We start from the raw sequence: 16,581 nt of genomic DNA, 5'->3' as shown, positions 1-16,581 counted from the left end.
GTTCGGGCGCACTCCGGCCCGGGACGGGGCGCGGAGCGGCCCGGGCGGTTCAGAAGGGGCCGTCGGGTCAGTGCCGACGACAGAGCGCGCTACGGGTCCGGTTCAGGTCCACGTGGCGACGCGCCACGAGGCGGAGACGGAGTGCGGGCACGGATACAGGGTGCCACGGTGTCCGGACTCGCCACAAAGTGATGTTCGCATCCTGGGAGAGGTGGGTGGATAGGTCCGGACGTTCGTCGCCGGGACGGCCGTTCCGGCCGGAAACGCCACGCTGCGGGTGCCGGTTCGGCCATTCTCCGCCCATGACGACGCCCGACGCCACCCCCTGCCAGCACGACCCGACCCCGTCGACGGACGTGGTGCGTCTTCGGCCGCAACCGGTGCGCGGCGCGGTCGGGGTCGTGGTCTCGGCAGTGGCGATGCTCGCCGCGATCGCCTTCCTGCGGGCGGCGGCCACCGGCTGGTCGGCGATGGACGACGGCCGCCCCGGCAACATCGTCGTGACCCGGCTGATCGGCCTGGTGCTCGGCCCGATCGCGCTGGTGACGGCGGTCGTCTTCTTCGGCACGGCCGCGCGGATCCGGCTCGCCCGCCGCGTCGTCGTCGGCCCGGACGTCGTCGAGCTGGTCGCCCCCGTCGAGCCGGACCGTCCGGTGCGGCTGCCCCGCGGCGTCCTCCGCCGGGTCACCGTGCACACCGCGATGCGGTCCACGCCCCGGCTGCTCCCGGTCCCGGCGTTCCTGCGCCTGGAGCTGTCGGTGCCGTCGGTCGGCGACGCCGTGTACGAGCCGCTGGAGACCGATCCGGGGATCGTGGAGTACCCGCTCGACGGGTTCGACGTCCCGGCGGTGGCCCGCGCCCTCGGCGTCCCGGTCGAGGTCCGGGTGCCGACCCGTCCGACCCGGTAGTGGCACACTCGCCGGACGTGACCTCCGTGCCGCCGGCCTTCGGGCTCTACGTCCACGTGCCGTTCTGCGCGACCCGCTGCGGCTACTGCGACTTCAACACCTACACCGCCTCCGAGCTGGCCGGTGACGCCGCGTCCCCGGACGGCTGGCTCGCCGCCGCCCGCACCGAGATCGCGCTCGCCGCCCGGACGGTGGGGGACCGCACCGTGGAGACGGTGTTCGTCGGCGGCGGCACCCCGTCGCTGATCGGCGCCGACCGGCTCGTCGCGATGCTCGACTGCGTCCGCGAGCACCTCCCGCTCGCCGAGGACGCCGAGGTCACCACCGAGTCCAACCCCGAGTCGGTCTCTCCGGAGTTCTTCGACCGGCTGCGGGCCGGCGGGTTCACCCGCATCTCGCTGGGCATGCAGTCCGCCGCCCCGCACGTGCTCGCCGTGCTCGACCGCACGCACACCCCCGGGCGCGCCGTCGCCGCCGCCCGGGAGGCCCGTGCCGCCGGGTTCGCCCACGTCAACCTGGACCTGATCTACGCCACCCCCGGCGAGACCGACGACGACCTGCGCGCCTCCGCCGACGCCGTCCTCGACGCCGGTGTCGACCACGTCTCGGCCTACGCGCTCATCGTCGAGGACGGGACCGCGCTGGCCCGCCGGGTCCGCCGCGGCGAGCTGCCCGCCCCCGACGACGACGTCGCCGCCACCCGCTACGAGCTGCTCGACGCCCGGCTGCGCGACGCCGGACTCGCCTGGTACGAGGTCTCGAACTGGTCGCTGCCCGGGGCCGAGTGCCGGCACAACCTGGGCTACTGGCGCGACGGCGACTGGTGGGGGATCGGCCCCGGTGCCCACTCCCACCTGGCCGGGACGCGCTGGTGGAACGTCAAGCACCCGGCGCGCTGGGCCGGCGCGCTCGCCGCGGGGGAGACGCCCGAGGGCGGACGCGAGGAGCTCACCGCCGACGAGCGGCACACCGAGCGGGTCATGCTGCGGCTGCGCCTGGCCGAGGGCATGGCCCTGACCCTGCTGCACGACGGCGGTCGCGCGCCCGCCGCCCGCGCCGTCGCCGAGGGGCTGCTGGACCCGGTGGCGCACGCGGCGGGCCGCGCCGTGCTGACCGACCGCGGACGGCTGCTGGCCGACCGGGTCGTCACCGACCTGCTGATCGCCGACGAGGAACCCGCCGCGACCGATCCCGCCACCGCGGGGGTGCTCGGCACCGCAGGCCCGGCGGGGGTCCGGTGAGCCCGCGCCGCCGGGCGCTGCTGGTCGTCGTCGCGCTGCTGGTCGCGGTGGGTGTGGTGGCCGCGGTCGTCGTCGCCCTGCCCGACACGTCCCGCGGCGCGCGCGGGCCCGTCGCCCAGGACCGGCCGGGGCCGGTCCTGCTCGTCCCCGGCTACGGCGGCGACCGCACCGGGCTGGAGGTCCTCGCCGGGGCCCTGCGCGCCCAGGGCCGCGACGCCCGCGTCCTGGCCCTCGACGGCGACGGCACCGGCGACCTCGACCGGCAGGTGGACGTGCTGGACCGCGCGGTCACCGTCGCCACCGATTCCGGGGCGCCGTCGGTCGACGTCGTCGGCTACTCCGCGGGCGGCGTCGTCGCCGGGCTGTGGGCGGTCCGCGACGACGGCCCGGCCCGGGCTCGGCGGATCGTGTCGATCGGCTCCCCGCTGGCCGGGACGACCGTCGCCGGGTCCGCCGCCGCGCTCGCCCCGGAGGCGTGCCCGCAGGCCTGCCGCCAGCTCGTCCCGGGCTCGGCGCTGCTGGGGGAGCTCGCCGGTGCCGGGACGGCGGTGCCGTGGCTGTCGGTGTGGACCGACCGCGACCGGGTCGTCACCCCGCCCACCTCGGCCCGCCTCGACGGCGCGGTCAACGTGGAGCTGCAGCAGCTGTGCCCGGGCTCGACCGTCGGCCACGGCGCCCTGCCCGCCGACGACGCCGTGATCGGTCTGGTCGTCCGGGCGCTGTCCACCGCACCGATCGGGGCGGCCCCGGCCGACTGCGGCACCCTGCGCTCCGCGGGCTGAAGCGGGCGGGCTGAGACGGGCGGGCTGCTGCGGGCGGGCGCTCAGCTCGCGATGTCCTTGGTCGCCAGGTTCGCCCACGCCGCCCCGACGGCGACGGCCACCCAGCCGGCCTGCACCCACGCCCCGGTGCGGGCGGCGTCGTAGAGGACCGGGTCGCGGTAGAGGTCGATCCAGGCCAGCCAGTGTGCCGTCGGCAGGAAGTCGACGAACGCGGCCGAGGCGTCGAGGGCCTGCAGCGACGCGCTGGTCACGACGACCGCGAGCACCGCCAGCGCCGCCGCCAGCGGCGAGTCGGTCAGGGTGGAGAAGAAGATCCCCAGCGCGCCCAGGGTGAGCATGCACAGCGCCAGGTAGGCCACGGTCAGCCCGGTCCGGGTCGCCAGGTCCGCCGGCTCGATCACCGTCCCGGACAGCGACGCGACCGAGCCGGGCCCGGCGTCGACCGGGGGCAGGGTCAGGCCCCCGGTGGCGGTGGTGGTGCCGGTGCCGAACACCGCGATCCCCACGACGTACGACGTCAGCACCACCAGGGTCACCGCGGTGACCACGAAGAACGCCACCGACACCAGTTTCGCCACGAGCAGCCGCAGCCGTCCGACCGGCCGGATCAGCAGGTAGCGCAGCGTCCCCGCGGCGGCCTCCCCGGCGATGGTGTCCCCGGCGACCACCGCCACGGTGATCGGCAGCAGGATCGGCAGCACCAGCGCCAGCGCGAACGCCGGGAAGATCTGCCCGTTCGTCGCGACCGCGGACAGGAACGCCGGTCCCTGCCCCGGCGGCGGGAGGATCCCGGTGGCCGAGACGACCACCGCGACCAGCGCCGGCAGCGCGCACAGCAGCAGCCAGCACAGCCACACCCGGGTGCGGCGCAGCAGCAGCGCGAGCTCGACGAGGATCACCGCGCCACCTCCCGCCCGGCCGTCGCCACCCGGTCCGAGCCGTCACCGGTGCGTTCCAGCACCACCTGTTCCAGGGTGCGGCGCTCGGGTTCCAGCGACGCCACCGGCACCCCCGCCCGCACCAGGTGCGCGTTGAGGTCGGCGGGGTCGACGGCCCGCACCACGAGCCGGTCGCCGTCGGCGGACTCCAGCGCCCGGCCGAGCACCCGCGCCGCGGCCGCCGGGGCCGGGGTGCGGACCACGACCCGGCCGGTCGGTGCGCGCAGCTCGTCGAGGTCCTGGACGAGCACCAGCTGCCCGGCGTCCATCACCCCGACCCGGGTGCACAGCGTCTCCACCTCGGCGAGCAGGTGGCTGGACAGCACCACGGTCGTGCCCCGGTCGTTCAGCGCGGTCAGCAGGGCACGCATCTCCCCGATGCCGCGCGGGTCCAGGCCGTTGGTCGGCTCGTCGAGCAGCAGCAGCTCCGGGGCACGCAGCAGCGCCGAGGCGATGCCCAGGCGCTGGCGCATCCCCAGCGAGTACGCCCGCACCGGGCGGCGGTCGACCCCGCCCAGGCCGACCTGGTCCAACGCGTCCTGCACCCGCCGTCGCCGGTCGGCGGGCCGGTGCAGCGGGCCGCCCACCGAGCCCGCCGCGTCGAGCAGGGTCAGGTTCGCCCGCCCGGACAGCCCCGGCCAGGCGGCGGGGGACTCGACCAGCGCCCCGACCCGCGGCAGCACCGTGGCCGCGGCCCGCGGCATCGGCGAGCCCAGCACCTCGATCGACCCCGAGGTGGCGTGCACCAGTCCGAGCAGCATCCGCACCAGCGTCGTCTTGCCCGAGCCGTTCGGGCCCAGCAGCCCGAACCGCGACCCGGCGGTCACCGCCAGGTCGACGCCGTCGACGGCGGTGACCCGGCCGAACCGCTTGGTCAGGGCGTGCGTCGCCACCACCGGGTCGTTCACCGGCCCGCACCCATCAGCTCGACGGCGGCGGACTCCAGCACACCGGGCCGCACCGTCCCGGCCAGCAGCACCCCGCGCCGTCGCCGACGGGCGACGACCAGGCTGAGCAGCGGCGTCGCCACCCGGGCGGCCGAGCCGCCGGGCAGGCCCGGCACGTCCACCCCGCCCGCGGCGGCCGAGCCGCGCACGATCCCGTCGACGACCTCCGGCCCGGCCGGGACCAGCACGAACCGGCCGACCCCCGTCCCGTAGACACCGACCCCGGGCAGCAGCTCGGCGGCCGGGACGTCCCCGGACACCGGCAGCTCCACCCGGTCCCGGCCGGCGAGCCGGTCCGGCGGCGGGACCGCGCCGACCCCGCGCAGCGACCCGGTGAGGTCGTCCGGGCGGGCCCGCACCCGCTCCGCCGACGACGGCGGCGCCGGGACGAGGCCGGAGCCGGCCGGCGGGACGGTCTCCACCGCCTCGAACGCCGTCTCCAGGAGCGGGCCCGCGCCGTCCCGCGCGGCGATCTCGACCGCGACCGGGAGGGCGCCGTCGCCGACGGGGACCGACCACACGTCGATCCGGCCGGCCAGGCTGTCCGGGTCGGCCGGGGTCACCCGCAGCCCGGCCGCGGCCAGCCCGGCCACCCGGCGCGGCGGCAGCGCCGTCACCGGGTCGTCCGGGGTGGCGCCGAGCAGCCGGCGGGCCAGGTCGGCCGGGGCGAGGTCCGAGGCCCGCGGGAACCGCACCGGGGCGAGTGGCTCGACCGTGGTGAGCCGGTTCGCGCCGTAGTCCCAGACCTGCTCGACCTGCCCGTCGCGGTAGGTGTCGATCTCGCCGACCGGGGTCAGCTCGTCGACCCGCCAGCGGCCGGCGTCGGCGACCTGGACGCGGATCCGGGTGGTCGTGGACAGCAGCCGGGCCGCGGACCCGATCGGCGCGACGGTGGGCAGCCCGAGCCGGCCGGTCGCCGTCGCCAGCCCGGAGTGGGGGACGACACCCGCCAGGATCCGGGCCCGCAGCGCGACCGGGTCCGGCGTCCCGGCGATGCCGTCGACGGGGAGCCAGCGGTCGGTCGTACCGGCCGCGACCAGGGCGAGGGCGCCGGCGCCGACGATCAGGGAACGCCGGCCGAAGCGGCGTGCGGACATCACCCCACCCACCGTGCCACGCCGTGTGCCCCGGCCGCGCGACCGCGGCGGAGCTTAGGATGGACGGGGCACACCGGGGGAGGTGCGATGAGATGAACGCCGACGAACGGCGCTTCGCCGTACTGCGGGCCATCGTGGCCGACTACGTGTCGACGCAGGAGCCCGTGGGCTCCAAAGCCATCGTCGACCGGCACAACCTCGGGGTGTCGAGCGCGACGGTCCGCAACGACATGGCCGTCCTCGAGGAGGACGGGCTGATCGCCCAGCCGCACACCAGCGCCGGCCGGATCCCGACCGACAAGGGCTACCGTCAGTTCGTCGACCGGATCTCGCAGTTCAAGCCGCTGTCGTCGGCGGAGAAGCGGGCCGTGCAGACGTTCCTGGACGGTGCGGTCGACCTGGACGACGTGCTGCGCCGCTCGGTGCGGCTGCTCGCGCAGCTGACCCGGCAGGTCGCCGTCGTCCAGTACCCGACGCTGACCCGATCCACGGTCCGCCACCTGGAGGTCGTGCAGCTGACCCCGGCCCGGCTGATGCTGGTGCTGATCACCGACTCCGGGCGCGTCGACCAGCGCGTCGTGGACCTGGGGGACGTGCTCGCCGACGACGACGTCGCCCGGCTGCGCGAGATGCTGGGCAACGCCCTCAACGGTCGCAAGCTCGCCGAGGCCTCCGCGGCCGTCGCCGAGCTGCCCGACACCGCGCCGGAGGACCTGCGCACCCCGCTGCTGCACCTCGCGACGGTGCTCATCGAGACCCTCGTCGAGCACCCCGAGGAGCGGATGGTGCTGGGCGGCACGGCGAACCTGACCCGCAGCCACGCCGACTTCCCCGGCTCGCTGCGCCAGGTCCTGGAGGCGCTGGAGGAGCAGGTCGTGGTCATGCGGCTGCTCGCGGCGTCGCAGGAGTCCGGGCTGGTCACCGTCCGGATCGGCGAGGAGAACGAGGCCGAGGACCTGCGCACCGCGTCCGTGGTCACCGTGGGGTACGGCTCGGGGACCCCATTGGGCGGGATGGGCGTCGTCGGGCCCACCCGGATGGACTACCCGGGCACGATCTCGGCGGTGCATGCGGTCGCCCGGTACGTGGGTGAGATCCTGACCGGTCGGTAGGCCCTTTCATCGTCGTTGTAGGTACTTCTCAGAGGAAAAGAGCCAGGTGGCACGCGACTACTACGGGATCCTGGGCGTCGAGCGCGGCGCCGACGCCTCGGAGATCAAGCGGGCGTACCGCAAGCTCGCCCGTGAGCTGCACCCGGACGTCAACCCCGATCCCGGCGCCCAGGAGCGGTTCCGGGAGGTGAGCGCCGCCTACGAGGTGCTGACCGACCCGGAGAAGCGCCGGGTCGTCGACCTCGGTGGCGACCCCCTCGACGCACGCGGCGGGGGTGGCGGCGGCGGTGACCCGTTCGCCGGGTTCGGCGGCTTCAGCGACATCATGGACGCGTTCTTCGGCGGCACCGCGGCCGGTGGACGCGGGCGTGGCCCGCGCAGCCGGGTCCAGCCCGGGGCCGACGCGCTGATCCGGATGGAGCTGACGCTGGAGGAGTGCGCCGCCGGTGTGCAGCGCGACCTCGCGGTCGACACCGCGGTCCTGTGCACCCGGTGCCAGGGCTCGGGCTGCGCCGAGGGCACCCACCCCACCGCCTGCGACACCTGTGGCGGGTCCGGCGAGATCCAGAGCGTGCAGCGCTCGTTCCTCGGTCAGGTCGTCACCGCACGGCCCTGCCCGACCTGCCGCGGGTTCGGCGAGGTCATCCCCGACCCGTGCCGCCAGTGCGCGGGAGACGGCCGGGTCCGGTCCCGGCGCACCGTCTCGGTCAAGATCCCGGCCGGTGTCGCCGAGGGCATGCGGGTGCGCCTGTCCGGGCAGGGTGAGGTCGGCTCCGGTGGCGGTCCCGCCGGTGACCTCTACGTCGAGGTGGAGGAGGCGCCGCACGAGCTGTTCACCCGCGACGGCGCCGACCTGCACTGCACGCTCCCGCTGCCGATGACCGCGGCCGCGCTCGGCACCACGCTGCCGCTGCCGCTGCTCGACGGCACGATCGCCGAGATCGACGTCGAGCCGGGCACCCAGCACGGCACGGTCCGCACGCTGCGCGGCAAGGGCATGCCCCGACTGCGCTCCACCGGGCGCATCGACGGCCACGGCGACCTCCTCGTGCACGTGGAAGTGGTGGTGCCGACCCGGCTGGACAAGGAGCAGACCGACCTGCTGCGCAAGCTCGCCGAGCTGCGCGGCGAGGCACAGCCGGACCTGATCGGTGGCTCGCGCAACGGTCACGGCCTGTTCTCCAAGCTGCGCGACAGCTGGACCGGACGCTGACCCGGTGACGACGGCGCCGCTGTTCCTGGTCGACGACGTCGCGTCCCTCCCGGGCCCGGGCTCCGACACGGTTCTCGACGGCCCGGAGGGGCGGCACGCCGCGACCGTGCGACGGCTGCGCCCCGGCGAGGCGCTGGTGCTCTCCGACGGCCGGGGCGGGCTCGCCCGCGCCGAGGTCGTCGACGTCGCCGGGCGGGACGCGCTGACCGTGCGGCTGCACGAGGTGACCCGGGTGCCCCCACCCGCGGTCCGCGTCGTCGTCGCGCAGGCGCTGGTCAAGGGCGACCGCGGCGAGCTCGCCGTGGAGACCGCGACCGAGGCCGGTGCCGACGGTTTCGTCCCCTGGAAGGCGGCGCGCTGCGTCACCCGCTGGGACGACGGCCCGCGCGGGGCGAAGGCCCTCGAACGCTGGCGGTCCACCGTGCGGGAGGCGGCCAAGCAGGCCCGGCGGCCGTGGCAGCCCGGGGTCGCCGACCCGGTGACCACCGCGCAGCTCGCCGCCCGGGTCGGTGCCGCCGACACCGCGCTGGTGCTGCACGAGTCCGCGGGCGACGACCTCGCCTCGGTCGCGCTGCCCCCCGCGGGGGAGGTGCTGCTCGCCGTCGGACCGGAGGGCGGCGTCGACGACGCCGAGCTCGACCACCTCGCCGACGCCGGCGCAGTCCCGGTCCGGATGGGGCCTGAGGTGCTGCGGGCCTCCACCGCGGCCTGCGTCGCGCTCGGCGCGCTCGCCGTGCGCACCGGCCGCTGGGCCCGCTGACCCCGCCGGGGCCGTCTCTTTCCGGCGATTCCGTCGTCGTGGGCCGGGTTCGGATGCCATCATCCGCCGCGTGAGTGACCATGCTCCCCGGATCGGACGTCGCGCGCTGCTGGCCGGCCTCGCCGCCTCCCCGCTGCTCGGCGCCTGCGGCAACGACGCCCCCGCGGCCCCGCGCCGACCCCCGCGTGACGAGGCCGTACCGCGGACCGAGCGGATGGCCTACGGCGGCCAGCCCCAGCAGTTCGGCGAGCTGACCTTCCCGGCCACCCGGGACCTGCCCCGTGGCACCGTGCTCGTCGTGCACGGCGGGTTCTGGCGGGCCGGTACCGACCTCACGGTCATGCGGCCGGTGGTCGACGCGCTGGTCGCGGCGAACTTCGCGGTCTGGAACATCGAGTACCGCACGGTGAACGCCGGCGGCGGCTGGCCCTCCACCTTCGACGACGTCGCGATGGCCGCCGACCACCTCGCCACCCTGCGCTCCACCCGGCTCGACCTGCGCCGGCTCGTCGTGCTCGGGCACTCGGCGGGCGGGCACCTCGCGGGCTGGCTCGCGATGCGCGCGAAGCTCGCCCCCGGTGACCCGGGCGCCGCGCCCGCGGTGCGCCCGGCCGGGGTGGTCTCGCTGGCCGGGGTGCTCGACCTGGCCGGCGGGATGCTGCTCGGCGACGGCGCCGTCGCCGACCTCGTCGCGGCGACCCCGGCCGACGACCCGGCCCGGTTCCGCGCGACCAGCCCGCTGGAGGCCGTTCCGCTCGGGGTGCCGTCGGTGTGCGTGCACGGCACCGCCGACGAGGTCGTCCCGCTCTCCCAGAGCGAGGACTTCGTCGCCGCCGCGACGGCCGCCGGGGACCGCTCGGAGATCGTGCGGGTCGAGGGTGCGAACCACCTGCAGCTCATCGACGTGCGCCATCCGGGCTGGGCGGCGGCGCTGGCGGCGGTGGAACGCCTGAGCGCGCCCGCCTGACCCGCTGCCGAATCCGCGGGTGCCGTCCGCGGTCCGACCGGTACGATCGGCCCAGTCCGGCGATCCGACGTACGAGGCAGGCGAACACACTCTTGACCGGCACCGAACCCGGCCCCACCCCTCGGACCGACGAGCGGTCCGACGCAGCACCGGGCGGGACCGTCCGGTCGAGGATGGCCGTGCCGGACACCGCCCTCCTCGCCCTGCTCGGCTCGCGCGACGAGAGCCTGCGCGCCGCCGAGGAGGAGCTGACCGCCGACGTCCACGTCCGCGGCAACGAGCTGACCCTGTCCGGGGACCCCGGCGACGTCGCCTTCGCCGAGCGGGTCTTCACCGAGCTGATCACCCTGGCCGAGCGCGGCCAGCTGGTCGGCGCGGACACCGTGCGCCGCACGGTGCAGATGCTCTCGGCGGAGAACACCGCCGACGAGCGGCTGGGCGAGTCCCCGGCCGAGGTGCTGAGCCTGGACATCCTGTCCCGGCGCGGGAAGACCATCCGGCCCAAGACGCTGAACCAGAAGCGCTATGTCGACGCCATCGACGCGTTCACGATCGTCTTCGGCATCGGCCCGGCCGGGACCGGCAAGACCTACCTGGCGATGGCCAAGGCCGTGCAGGCGTTGCAGGCGAAGCAGGTCAACCGGATCATCCTGACCCGGCCCGCGGTCGAGGCGGGGGAGCGGCTGGGCTACCTGCCCGGCACGCTGTTCGAGAAGATCGACCCGTACCTGCGCCCGCTCTACGACGCGCTGCACGACATGATCGACCCGGAGTCGATCCCGAAGCTGATGGCCGCCGGGACGATCGAGGTCGCGCCGCTGGCGTACATGCGGGGAAGGACGCTCAACGACGCGTTCATCATCCTCGACGAGGCGCAGAACACCACGCCCGAGCAGATGAAGATGTTCCTCACCCGGCTCGGCTTCGGCTCGCGGATCGTGGTGACCGGTGACATCACCCAGGTCGACCTGCCGGGCAATGCCCGGTCCGGGCTGGCGGTCGTGCAGGACATCCTCGACGGCGTCGACGACGTGCACTTCTCCCGGCTCGAGAGCGCCGACGTGGTCCGGCACCGCCTGGTGTCCGACATCGTCGACGCCTACGCCCGGTTCGACGCCGTCGAGCACCGCGCGGCCGCCGTCGGCAACGGCGCACCCCGCAACGGCCCCGCGCGGCGTCCCGACCGGCGGCGGTGACCGGGGACGGTGGCCAGGGGCGGGTGGCGCCCGGGACCGTCGGTGCGGCCGTCTAGGCTGCCCCGTACATCCGTATCGGCGAGCAGGGGCAGGGCAGCGGCGACGTGAGCATCGAGGTCGTCAACGAGTCCGGGGTCGCGGTCGACGAGGCGCAGATCGTGTCGGTCGCCCGGTACGCGCTGGACGCGATGAAGGTGAGCCCGTCCGCCGAGCTGGCGATCACCGCCGTGGGGCTGGACGCGATGGAGGAGCTGCACGTCCGCTGGATGGACGAGCCCGGCCCCACCGACGTCATGGCCTTCCCGATGGACGCCCTCGCCGAGGACACCCGGCGGCCCGACGCACCGGACATGGGCCCCGCCCTGCTCGGTGACGTCGTGCTGTGCCCGGCCTTCGCCCGGGACCAGGCGCGCAAGGCCGGGCACACCCTGGCCGACGAGCTGCACCTGTTGACCGTGCACGGCATCCTGCACCTGCTCGGCTACGACCACCTCGAGCCCGAGGACGAGCGCGAGATGTTCGCGCTGCAGAACCGGCTGCTCGTCCGCTGGCGGGAGGACCGGGCCCGCGAGCGCGCCCGGGACGCCCAGAAGCGCAGCGACGACCGGCTGCTCGGCGCCGCCGGGTTCGAGGACGACCCCGGCCGGTGACCGGCCACCCCCGACCGTTTTCTCCTGAGGAGCAGAAGTGACCACCGTCTGGCTGATCGTCGCGACGGCCCTGCTGGTGTTGCTCGCGGGGGTGTTCGCCGCCGCCGACTCGGCTCTGATGTCGATCTCGCGGGCCCGGGTCGACGCCGTCGTGCGGGCCGGCCGGGCCGGCGCGCGGGCACTGTCCGCCGTCGTCGCGGACCGACCGCGGCACGTCAACCTGCTGATGCTGCTGCGGGTCACCTGCGAGACGGTCGCGACCATCCTGCTGGCCGTCGCGCTCGCACCGCTGTTCTCCGCCACCTGGATCGGCCTGGTGCTCACCGGCGTGATCATGGTGCTGGCGAGCTACGTGCTGATCGGCGTCGGCCCGCGCACCCTGGGCCGCCAGCACCCGTACCGGATCGGGCTGCTGCTCGCGGCCCCGATCCGCGCCCTCGGGGTGGTGCTCTCGCCGCTGGCGAAGCTGCTCATCCTGCTCGGCAACGCGATCACCCCGGGCCCCGGCTTCCGCGACGGCCCGTTCTCCACCGAGGTCGAGCTGCGCGAGCTCGTCGACATGGCCAGCAACCGCGGCGTCGTCGACGAGGGCGAGCGCAAGATGATCCACTCGGTGTTCGAGCTGGGGGAGACCCCGGTCCGCGACATCATGGTGCCGCGGCCGGACCTGATCTGGACCGAGCGCGACACCCCGGTGGAGAAGGTGCTGCGGCTGGCGCTCAAGAGCGGCTACTCGCGCATCCCGGTGCTCGGCGAGGGCATCGACGACGTCATCGGCATCGCCTACCTCAAGGACCTGGTGCGGGCCCGCGAGGAGGCCCGGCGCGGCGAGCGCGAGGTCGCCCTGCTCGACATCCTGCGCCCCGCGGCCTTCGTGCCGGACTCCAAGCGCAGCGACGACCTCATGCGCGAGATGCAGCGCACCCGCAACCACATGGCCGTCGTCGTCGACGAGTACGGCGGCACCGCCGGGGTGGTGACGATCGAGGACATCCTGGAGGAGATCGTCGGCGAGATCACCGACGAGTACGACTCCGAGGAGGTGCCCGAGGTCGCCGAGGTCTCCGACGGCGCCTTCCGGGTCGCGGCCCGGCTGCCCGTCGAGGACCTCGAGGAGCTGTTCGCCGGGCGGTTCCGCGGTACCCCGCGCGAGGACGAGCTGCACGAGGCGCTGGAGAACGCCGACGTCGACACCGTCGGCGGGCTGCTCGCCCAGCGCCTCGGCAAGGTGCCGCTGCCCGGGGCCACCGCGGAGCTGGACGGCCTGCTGCGACTGCAGGGCGAGGGCGGCAAGGACGCCCGCGGTCGGGTCCGCATCACCTCGGTGCTGGTCAGCCCGCTGGAGCCGGCCGAGACCGAGGACACCGGCCACGACGGGCCGCGCCAGGGCGCCTCGGAGTCCGACGTGCCGGACCACGTCGCGGGGGACCCCACCGAGCACGCCGGCGCCGACCGGCACTGATCGGCACTGAACGGCACTGACCTGGCCGTCCCCGGGCACGGGGAACGACCGACGGACGTGACCGTCCTGCCGCGGGCGGGACGCGAGGAGGACCTGATGGCTGCCCGCACGACCATCCCCGCGGAGCGTGCCCGGTGACCGGGCTGCCCGCGACACCGCGCTACGACCTCGTCGTCGTCGGGGGCGGGATCGTCGGCCTGGCCACCGCGTACGCCGCCACCCGCAACGGGCTGAGCGTCGCCGTCGTCGAGCGCGAGCAGCGCCTGGCGAACCACCAGACCGGCAACAACTCCAACGTCGTGCACTCCGGGCTCTACTACGCGCCCGGCGGCTACAAGGCCCGCCTGGCCGTCGCCGGCTGCGCCGAGACCATCGCGTTCTGCCGCGAGCACGACCTGCCGTACCAGGTGTGCGGCAAGCTCGTCGTCGCGACCGAGCCCGAGGAGCTGCCCCGGCTCGACGAGCTGGCCCGCCGCGGCGACGCCAACGGCGTGGAGAACCACCGCCTCGACGAGCACGGCATCCGCACCTACGAGCCCGACGTCCGCGGCCTCGCCGCGCTCTGGGTGCCCTCGACCGGCATCACCGACTACCGGCTGGTCGCGGAGAAGCTGGGCGAGCTGGTGGAGAAGAACGGCGGTGAGGTCCACCTCGGCCGCACCGTCACCGGGTTCGCCCGCCGCCCGTCCGACGTCGTCGTGCGCACCACCCGCGGTGACCTGCTCGGCACCCGCGCCGTGGTCTGCGGCGGACTGCGCTGCGACGAGCTCGCCCGCCTCGCCGGTGCCGACCCCGGTGTGCGGATCATCCCGTTCCGCGGCGAGTACTCCGGCTTCTCCGAGCGGGCCGCCTCGCTGGTCCGCGGCCTGATCTACCCGGTGCCCGACCCGGCGTTCCCGTTCCTCGGGGTGCACGCCACCCGCGGGATCGACGGCACGGTCCACGCCGGCCCGAACGCCGTGCTCGCGCTGGCCCGCGAGGGCTACGACTGGCGCACGGTCAAGCCGAAGGAACTGCTGGGGACGCTGACCTACCCGGGCATGGTGACGGTGGCGCGCACGCACTGGCGCTACGGCATCGGCGAGGTCCGCCGCTCGCTGTCGACGCGCGCGATGGTCCGCCAGATCCAGCGGATGCTGCCCGAGGTCACCGCCTCCGACCTGCACCCGGCCGGCGCCGGGGTGCGGGCCCAGGCCGTGAAGGCCGACGGCACCCTGGTCGACGACTTCCTGTTCCTCGACCAGGCCGGTCCGGACGGCGCGGGCCGTCCCGGCTCGATCCTGCACGTGCTGAACGCACCGTCCCCGGCGGCGACGGCGGCGCTGCCGATCGGCCGCGAGATCCTCGACCGGCTCGGTGCGGCATGACCGGCGCACAGCCCGAGGGCTTCCGGTCCGGGTTCGCCTGCTTCGTCGGCAGGCCCAACGCCGGCAAGTCGACCCTGACCAACGCGCTGGTCGGGGAGAAGATCGCGATCACCTCCTCGCGCCCGCAGACCACCCGGCACGCGATCCGCGGGATCGTGCACCGACCGGACGCCCAGATCGTCCTGGTCGACACCCCTGGGCTGCACCGCCCCCGGACCCTGCTCGGGTCGCGGCTCAACGACCTGGTGCGCGAGACGTGGTCCGAGGTCGACGTCGTCGGGTTCTGCGTGCCCGCGAACGAGAAGGTCGGCAAGGGCGACCGGTTCATCGCCGAGGAGCTGAGCCGGATCGCCGCGCACACCCCGGTGGTCGCCGTCGTCACCAAGACCGACACCGCCCGCCCCGAGCAGGTCGCCGAGCGGCTCACCGAGGTGGCGGCGCTGATGGACTTCGCCGAGGTCGTGCCGACCTCGGCGCGGTCGGGCTTCCAGGTCTCGCTGCTGTCGGACCTGCTGGTCGGGCTGCTGCCGGAGGGCCCGCAGCTCTACCCGGACGGCGACCTCACCGACGAGCCGACCGACGTGCTCGTGGCCGAACTCGTGCGGGAGGCGGCACTGGAGGGCGTGCGCGACGAGCTGCCGCACTCGATCGCCGTCGTCGTCGAGGAGACGATCGAGAAGAAGGACCTGCTGGAGATCTACGCGATCATCTACGTCGAGCGGTCCAGCCAGAAGGGAATCGTGATCGGCAAGGGCGGTGCCCGGCTCAAGCAGGTCGGCAGCGACGCCCGTCGCCAGATCGAGAAGCTGCTGGGCACCCGGGTGCACCTGGACCTGCACGTGAAGATCGCCGAGGACTGGCAGCGGGACCCGAAGCAGCTGCGCAAGCTGGGGTTCTGAGGAGAACCTAGACTGGGTGGATGGCCCAGCTCTACCGCGACACCGGGATCGTGCTCCGGGTGCAGAAGCTGGGCGAGGCGGACCGGATCATCACGATGCTGACCCGTCAGCACGGCAAGATCCGGGTGGTCGCCAAGGGCGTGCGCCGCACCCGGTCGCGGTGGGGCGCCCGGCTGGAGCCGTTCAACCACGTCGACGTCCAGTGCTACACCGGGCGCACGCTCGACGTGGTCACCCAGGCCCAGACCGTCGACGCGTTCGCGCCGGCGATCGTCGCGGACTGGTCGGCCTACTCCTGCGGCTGCGCGATCCTGGAGACCGCGGACCGGCTGGTGTCCGAGGAGGGCGAGCCGAGCCTGCGGGTCTACCTGCTGCTGCTCGGTGCCACCCGGGCGCTGGCCGACGGCGCCCGCGAACCGGCCCTGGTGCTCGACGCGTTCCTGCTGCGGGCCATGAGCCATGCGGGGTGGGCACCGTCGCTGTCGGACTGTGCGCGCTGTGCGACGCCCGGCCCGCACCGGTCGTTCACCGTCGCCGGGGGCGGCATGGTGTGCTCGCGCTGCCGCCCGCCGGGCTCGGTCACCCCGGCCCCCGAGACGGTGGCCCTGCTCATGGCGCTGCTGCACGGCGACTGGGACACCGCCGACGCCTCGGGCACCCCGCCCCGGCGGGAGGCCAGCGGCCTGGTCGCGGCGCACCTGCAGTGGCACCTGGAGCGCCAGCTGCGCTCGCTGCCCCTGGTCGACCGCCGCGCCCGGGTCCGGCCCGCCGCCGTCGTCGCGCCGGGTGCGCCGGGGACCGCCCCGGAACCGCCGGACGGCGGTGCGGCGACACCTCCGGAGTCGCTGTCCGACTAGTGCGATCGGCCCGGTGTCCCGATCGGGCTGCCGTGAGCGGCCCGTATGCTTCGTCGAGCGGTTGACGTTCCCGGTGCGCCGCCCGCCGCGGTGCCGCCGGTCGCGGCGCACGGCGCTTCCGCCGACTCCACCGGGTGAACGTCGCTCAGGACAGGCAACCGGTTGCGCGGTCTCGTTATCCTCCT

The 16,581-nt window shown here is 75.1% G+C and carries 16 protein-coding genes; 13 read left to right on the top strand and 3 right to left on the bottom strand.

Annotated elements, in window-relative coordinates; all coding sequences use genetic code 11:
* Positions 1 to 302 precede the first annotated feature (302 nt).
* From XF36_RS16805 to XF36_RS16795, 3 genes are read left to right on the top strand one after another with little or no spacing between them, the layout of a single operon-like run.
* Positions 303 to 908, top strand: a complete 606-nt coding sequence (locus tag XF36_RS16805) for a hypothetical protein (RefSeq protein WP_145981397.1) — start codon at positions 303 to 305, stop codon at positions 906 to 908.
* Complete coding sequence (hemW, locus tag XF36_RS16800) at positions 908 to 2,149, top strand: radical SAM family heme chaperone HemW (RefSeq protein WP_082375472.1); 1,242 nt, start codon at positions 908 to 910, stop codon at positions 2,147 to 2,149. Before XF36_RS16805 ends, hemW begins: the two co-directional genes overlap by 1 nt.
* Entirely contained in the window at positions 2,146 to 2,931 is a 786-nt protein-coding gene (locus XF36_RS16795; protein WP_145981396.1) for a lipase, read from the top strand. Before hemW ends, XF36_RS16795 begins: the two co-directional genes overlap by 4 nt.
* Positions 2,932 to 2,972: 41 nt before the next feature.
* On the opposite strand, the gene XF36_RS16790 is transcribed toward XF36_RS16795, so the two are convergent.
* From XF36_RS16790 to XF36_RS16780, 3 genes are read right to left on the bottom strand one after another with little or no spacing between them, the layout of a single operon-like run.
* A complete protein-coding gene (locus XF36_RS16790) occupies positions 2,973 to 3,830 on the bottom strand; it encodes an ABC transporter permease (protein WP_020624317.1) in 858 nt (285 codons plus the stop codon).
* Positions 3,827 to 4,777 carry an ABC transporter ATP-binding protein gene (locus XF36_RS16785; protein ID WP_238588919.1) on the bottom strand — a complete coding sequence of 317 codons (951 nt, stop codon included), beginning with the start codon at positions 4,775 to 4,777 and terminating at the stop codon, positions 3,827 to 3,829. Before XF36_RS16785 ends, XF36_RS16790 begins: the two co-directional genes overlap by 4 nt.
* A complete protein-coding gene (locus XF36_RS16780) occupies positions 4,774 to 5,913 on the bottom strand; it encodes a hypothetical protein (protein WP_145981395.1) in 1,140 nt (379 codons plus the stop codon). The genes XF36_RS16785 and XF36_RS16780 overlap by 4 nt, the downstream gene beginning before the upstream one ends.
* Positions 5,914 to 6,005: 92 nt before the next feature.
* Between XF36_RS16780 and hrcA the strand changes: the two genes are divergently transcribed.
* The 10 genes from hrcA (at position 6,006) to recO (ending at position 16,396) form a co-directional block, all read left to right on the top strand.
* Positions 6,006 to 7,025 carry a heat-inducible transcriptional repressor HrcA gene (gene hrcA / locus XF36_RS16775; RefSeq protein WP_060712716.1) on the top strand — a complete coding sequence of 340 codons (1,020 nt, stop codon included), beginning with the start codon at positions 6,006 to 6,008 and terminating at the stop codon, positions 7,023 to 7,025.
* A gap of 46 nt (positions 7,026 to 7,071) precedes the next feature.
* Positions 7,072 to 8,238: a molecular chaperone DnaJ gene (gene dnaJ / locus XF36_RS16770; RefSeq protein WP_060712715.1), complete on the top strand. Its 1,167-nt coding sequence runs from the start codon at positions 7,072 to 7,074 to the stop codon at positions 8,236 to 8,238.
* Between the two features lie 4 nt (positions 8,239 to 8,242).
* Positions 8,243 to 8,998, top strand: a complete 756-nt coding sequence (locus tag XF36_RS16765) for a 16S rRNA (uracil(1498)-N(3))-methyltransferase (RefSeq protein ID WP_060712714.1) — start codon at positions 8,243 to 8,245, stop codon at positions 8,996 to 8,998.
* Positions 8,999 to 9,068: 70 nt separating this feature from the next.
* The gene (locus tag XF36_RS16760; RefSeq protein WP_238588918.1) at positions 9,069 to 9,965 is read left to right on the top strand and encodes an alpha/beta hydrolase family protein; all 897 of its coding nucleotides are present in this window, start codon (positions 9,069 to 9,071) and stop codon (positions 9,963 to 9,965) included.
* A 92-nt stretch (positions 9,966 to 10,057) separates the two neighbouring features.
* Complete coding sequence (locus tag XF36_RS16755) at positions 10,058 to 11,161, top strand: PhoH family protein (protein ID WP_043279128.1); 1,104 nt, start codon at positions 10,058 to 10,060, stop codon at positions 11,159 to 11,161.
* 104 nt (positions 11,162 to 11,265) lie between these two features.
* On the top strand, positions 11,266 to 11,811 hold the full coding sequence (ybeY, locus tag XF36_RS16750) for an rRNA maturation RNase YbeY (RefSeq protein WP_060712713.1): 546 nt from the start codon (positions 11,266 to 11,268) through the stop codon (positions 11,809 to 11,811).
* A gap of 37 nt (positions 11,812 to 11,848) precedes the next feature.
* Complete coding sequence (locus XF36_RS16745; protein ID WP_060712712.1) at positions 11,849 to 13,273, top strand: hemolysin family protein; 1,425 nt, start codon at positions 11,849 to 11,851, stop codon at positions 13,271 to 13,273.
* Positions 13,274 to 13,407: 134 nt separating this feature from the next.
* On the top strand, positions 13,408 to 14,640 hold the full coding sequence (gene lhgO / locus XF36_RS16740) for an L-2-hydroxyglutarate oxidase (RefSeq protein ID WP_060712711.1): 1,233 nt from the start codon (positions 13,408 to 13,410) through the stop codon (positions 14,638 to 14,640).
* Entirely contained in the window at positions 14,637 to 15,539 is a 903-nt protein-coding gene (gene era / locus XF36_RS16735) for a GTPase Era (protein WP_060712710.1), read from the top strand. The genes lhgO and era overlap by 4 nt, the downstream gene beginning before the upstream one ends.
* A 20-nt stretch (positions 15,540 to 15,559) precedes the next feature.
* Positions 15,560 to 16,396 (top strand): DNA repair protein RecO, encoded by an 837-nt coding sequence (gene recO, locus XF36_RS16730; protein ID WP_082375471.1) that lies wholly within the window; start codon positions 15,560 to 15,562, stop codon positions 16,394 to 16,396.
* The last annotated feature ends 185 nt before the right edge of the window (positions 16,397 to 16,581 follow it).

It is taken from the genome of Pseudonocardia sp. HH130629-09 (assembly GCF_001294645.1).
GTDB lineage: Bacteria > Actinomycetota > Actinomycetes > Mycobacteriales > Pseudonocardiaceae > Pseudonocardia.
This window is presented reverse-complemented; position numbering and strand designations above follow the sequence as displayed.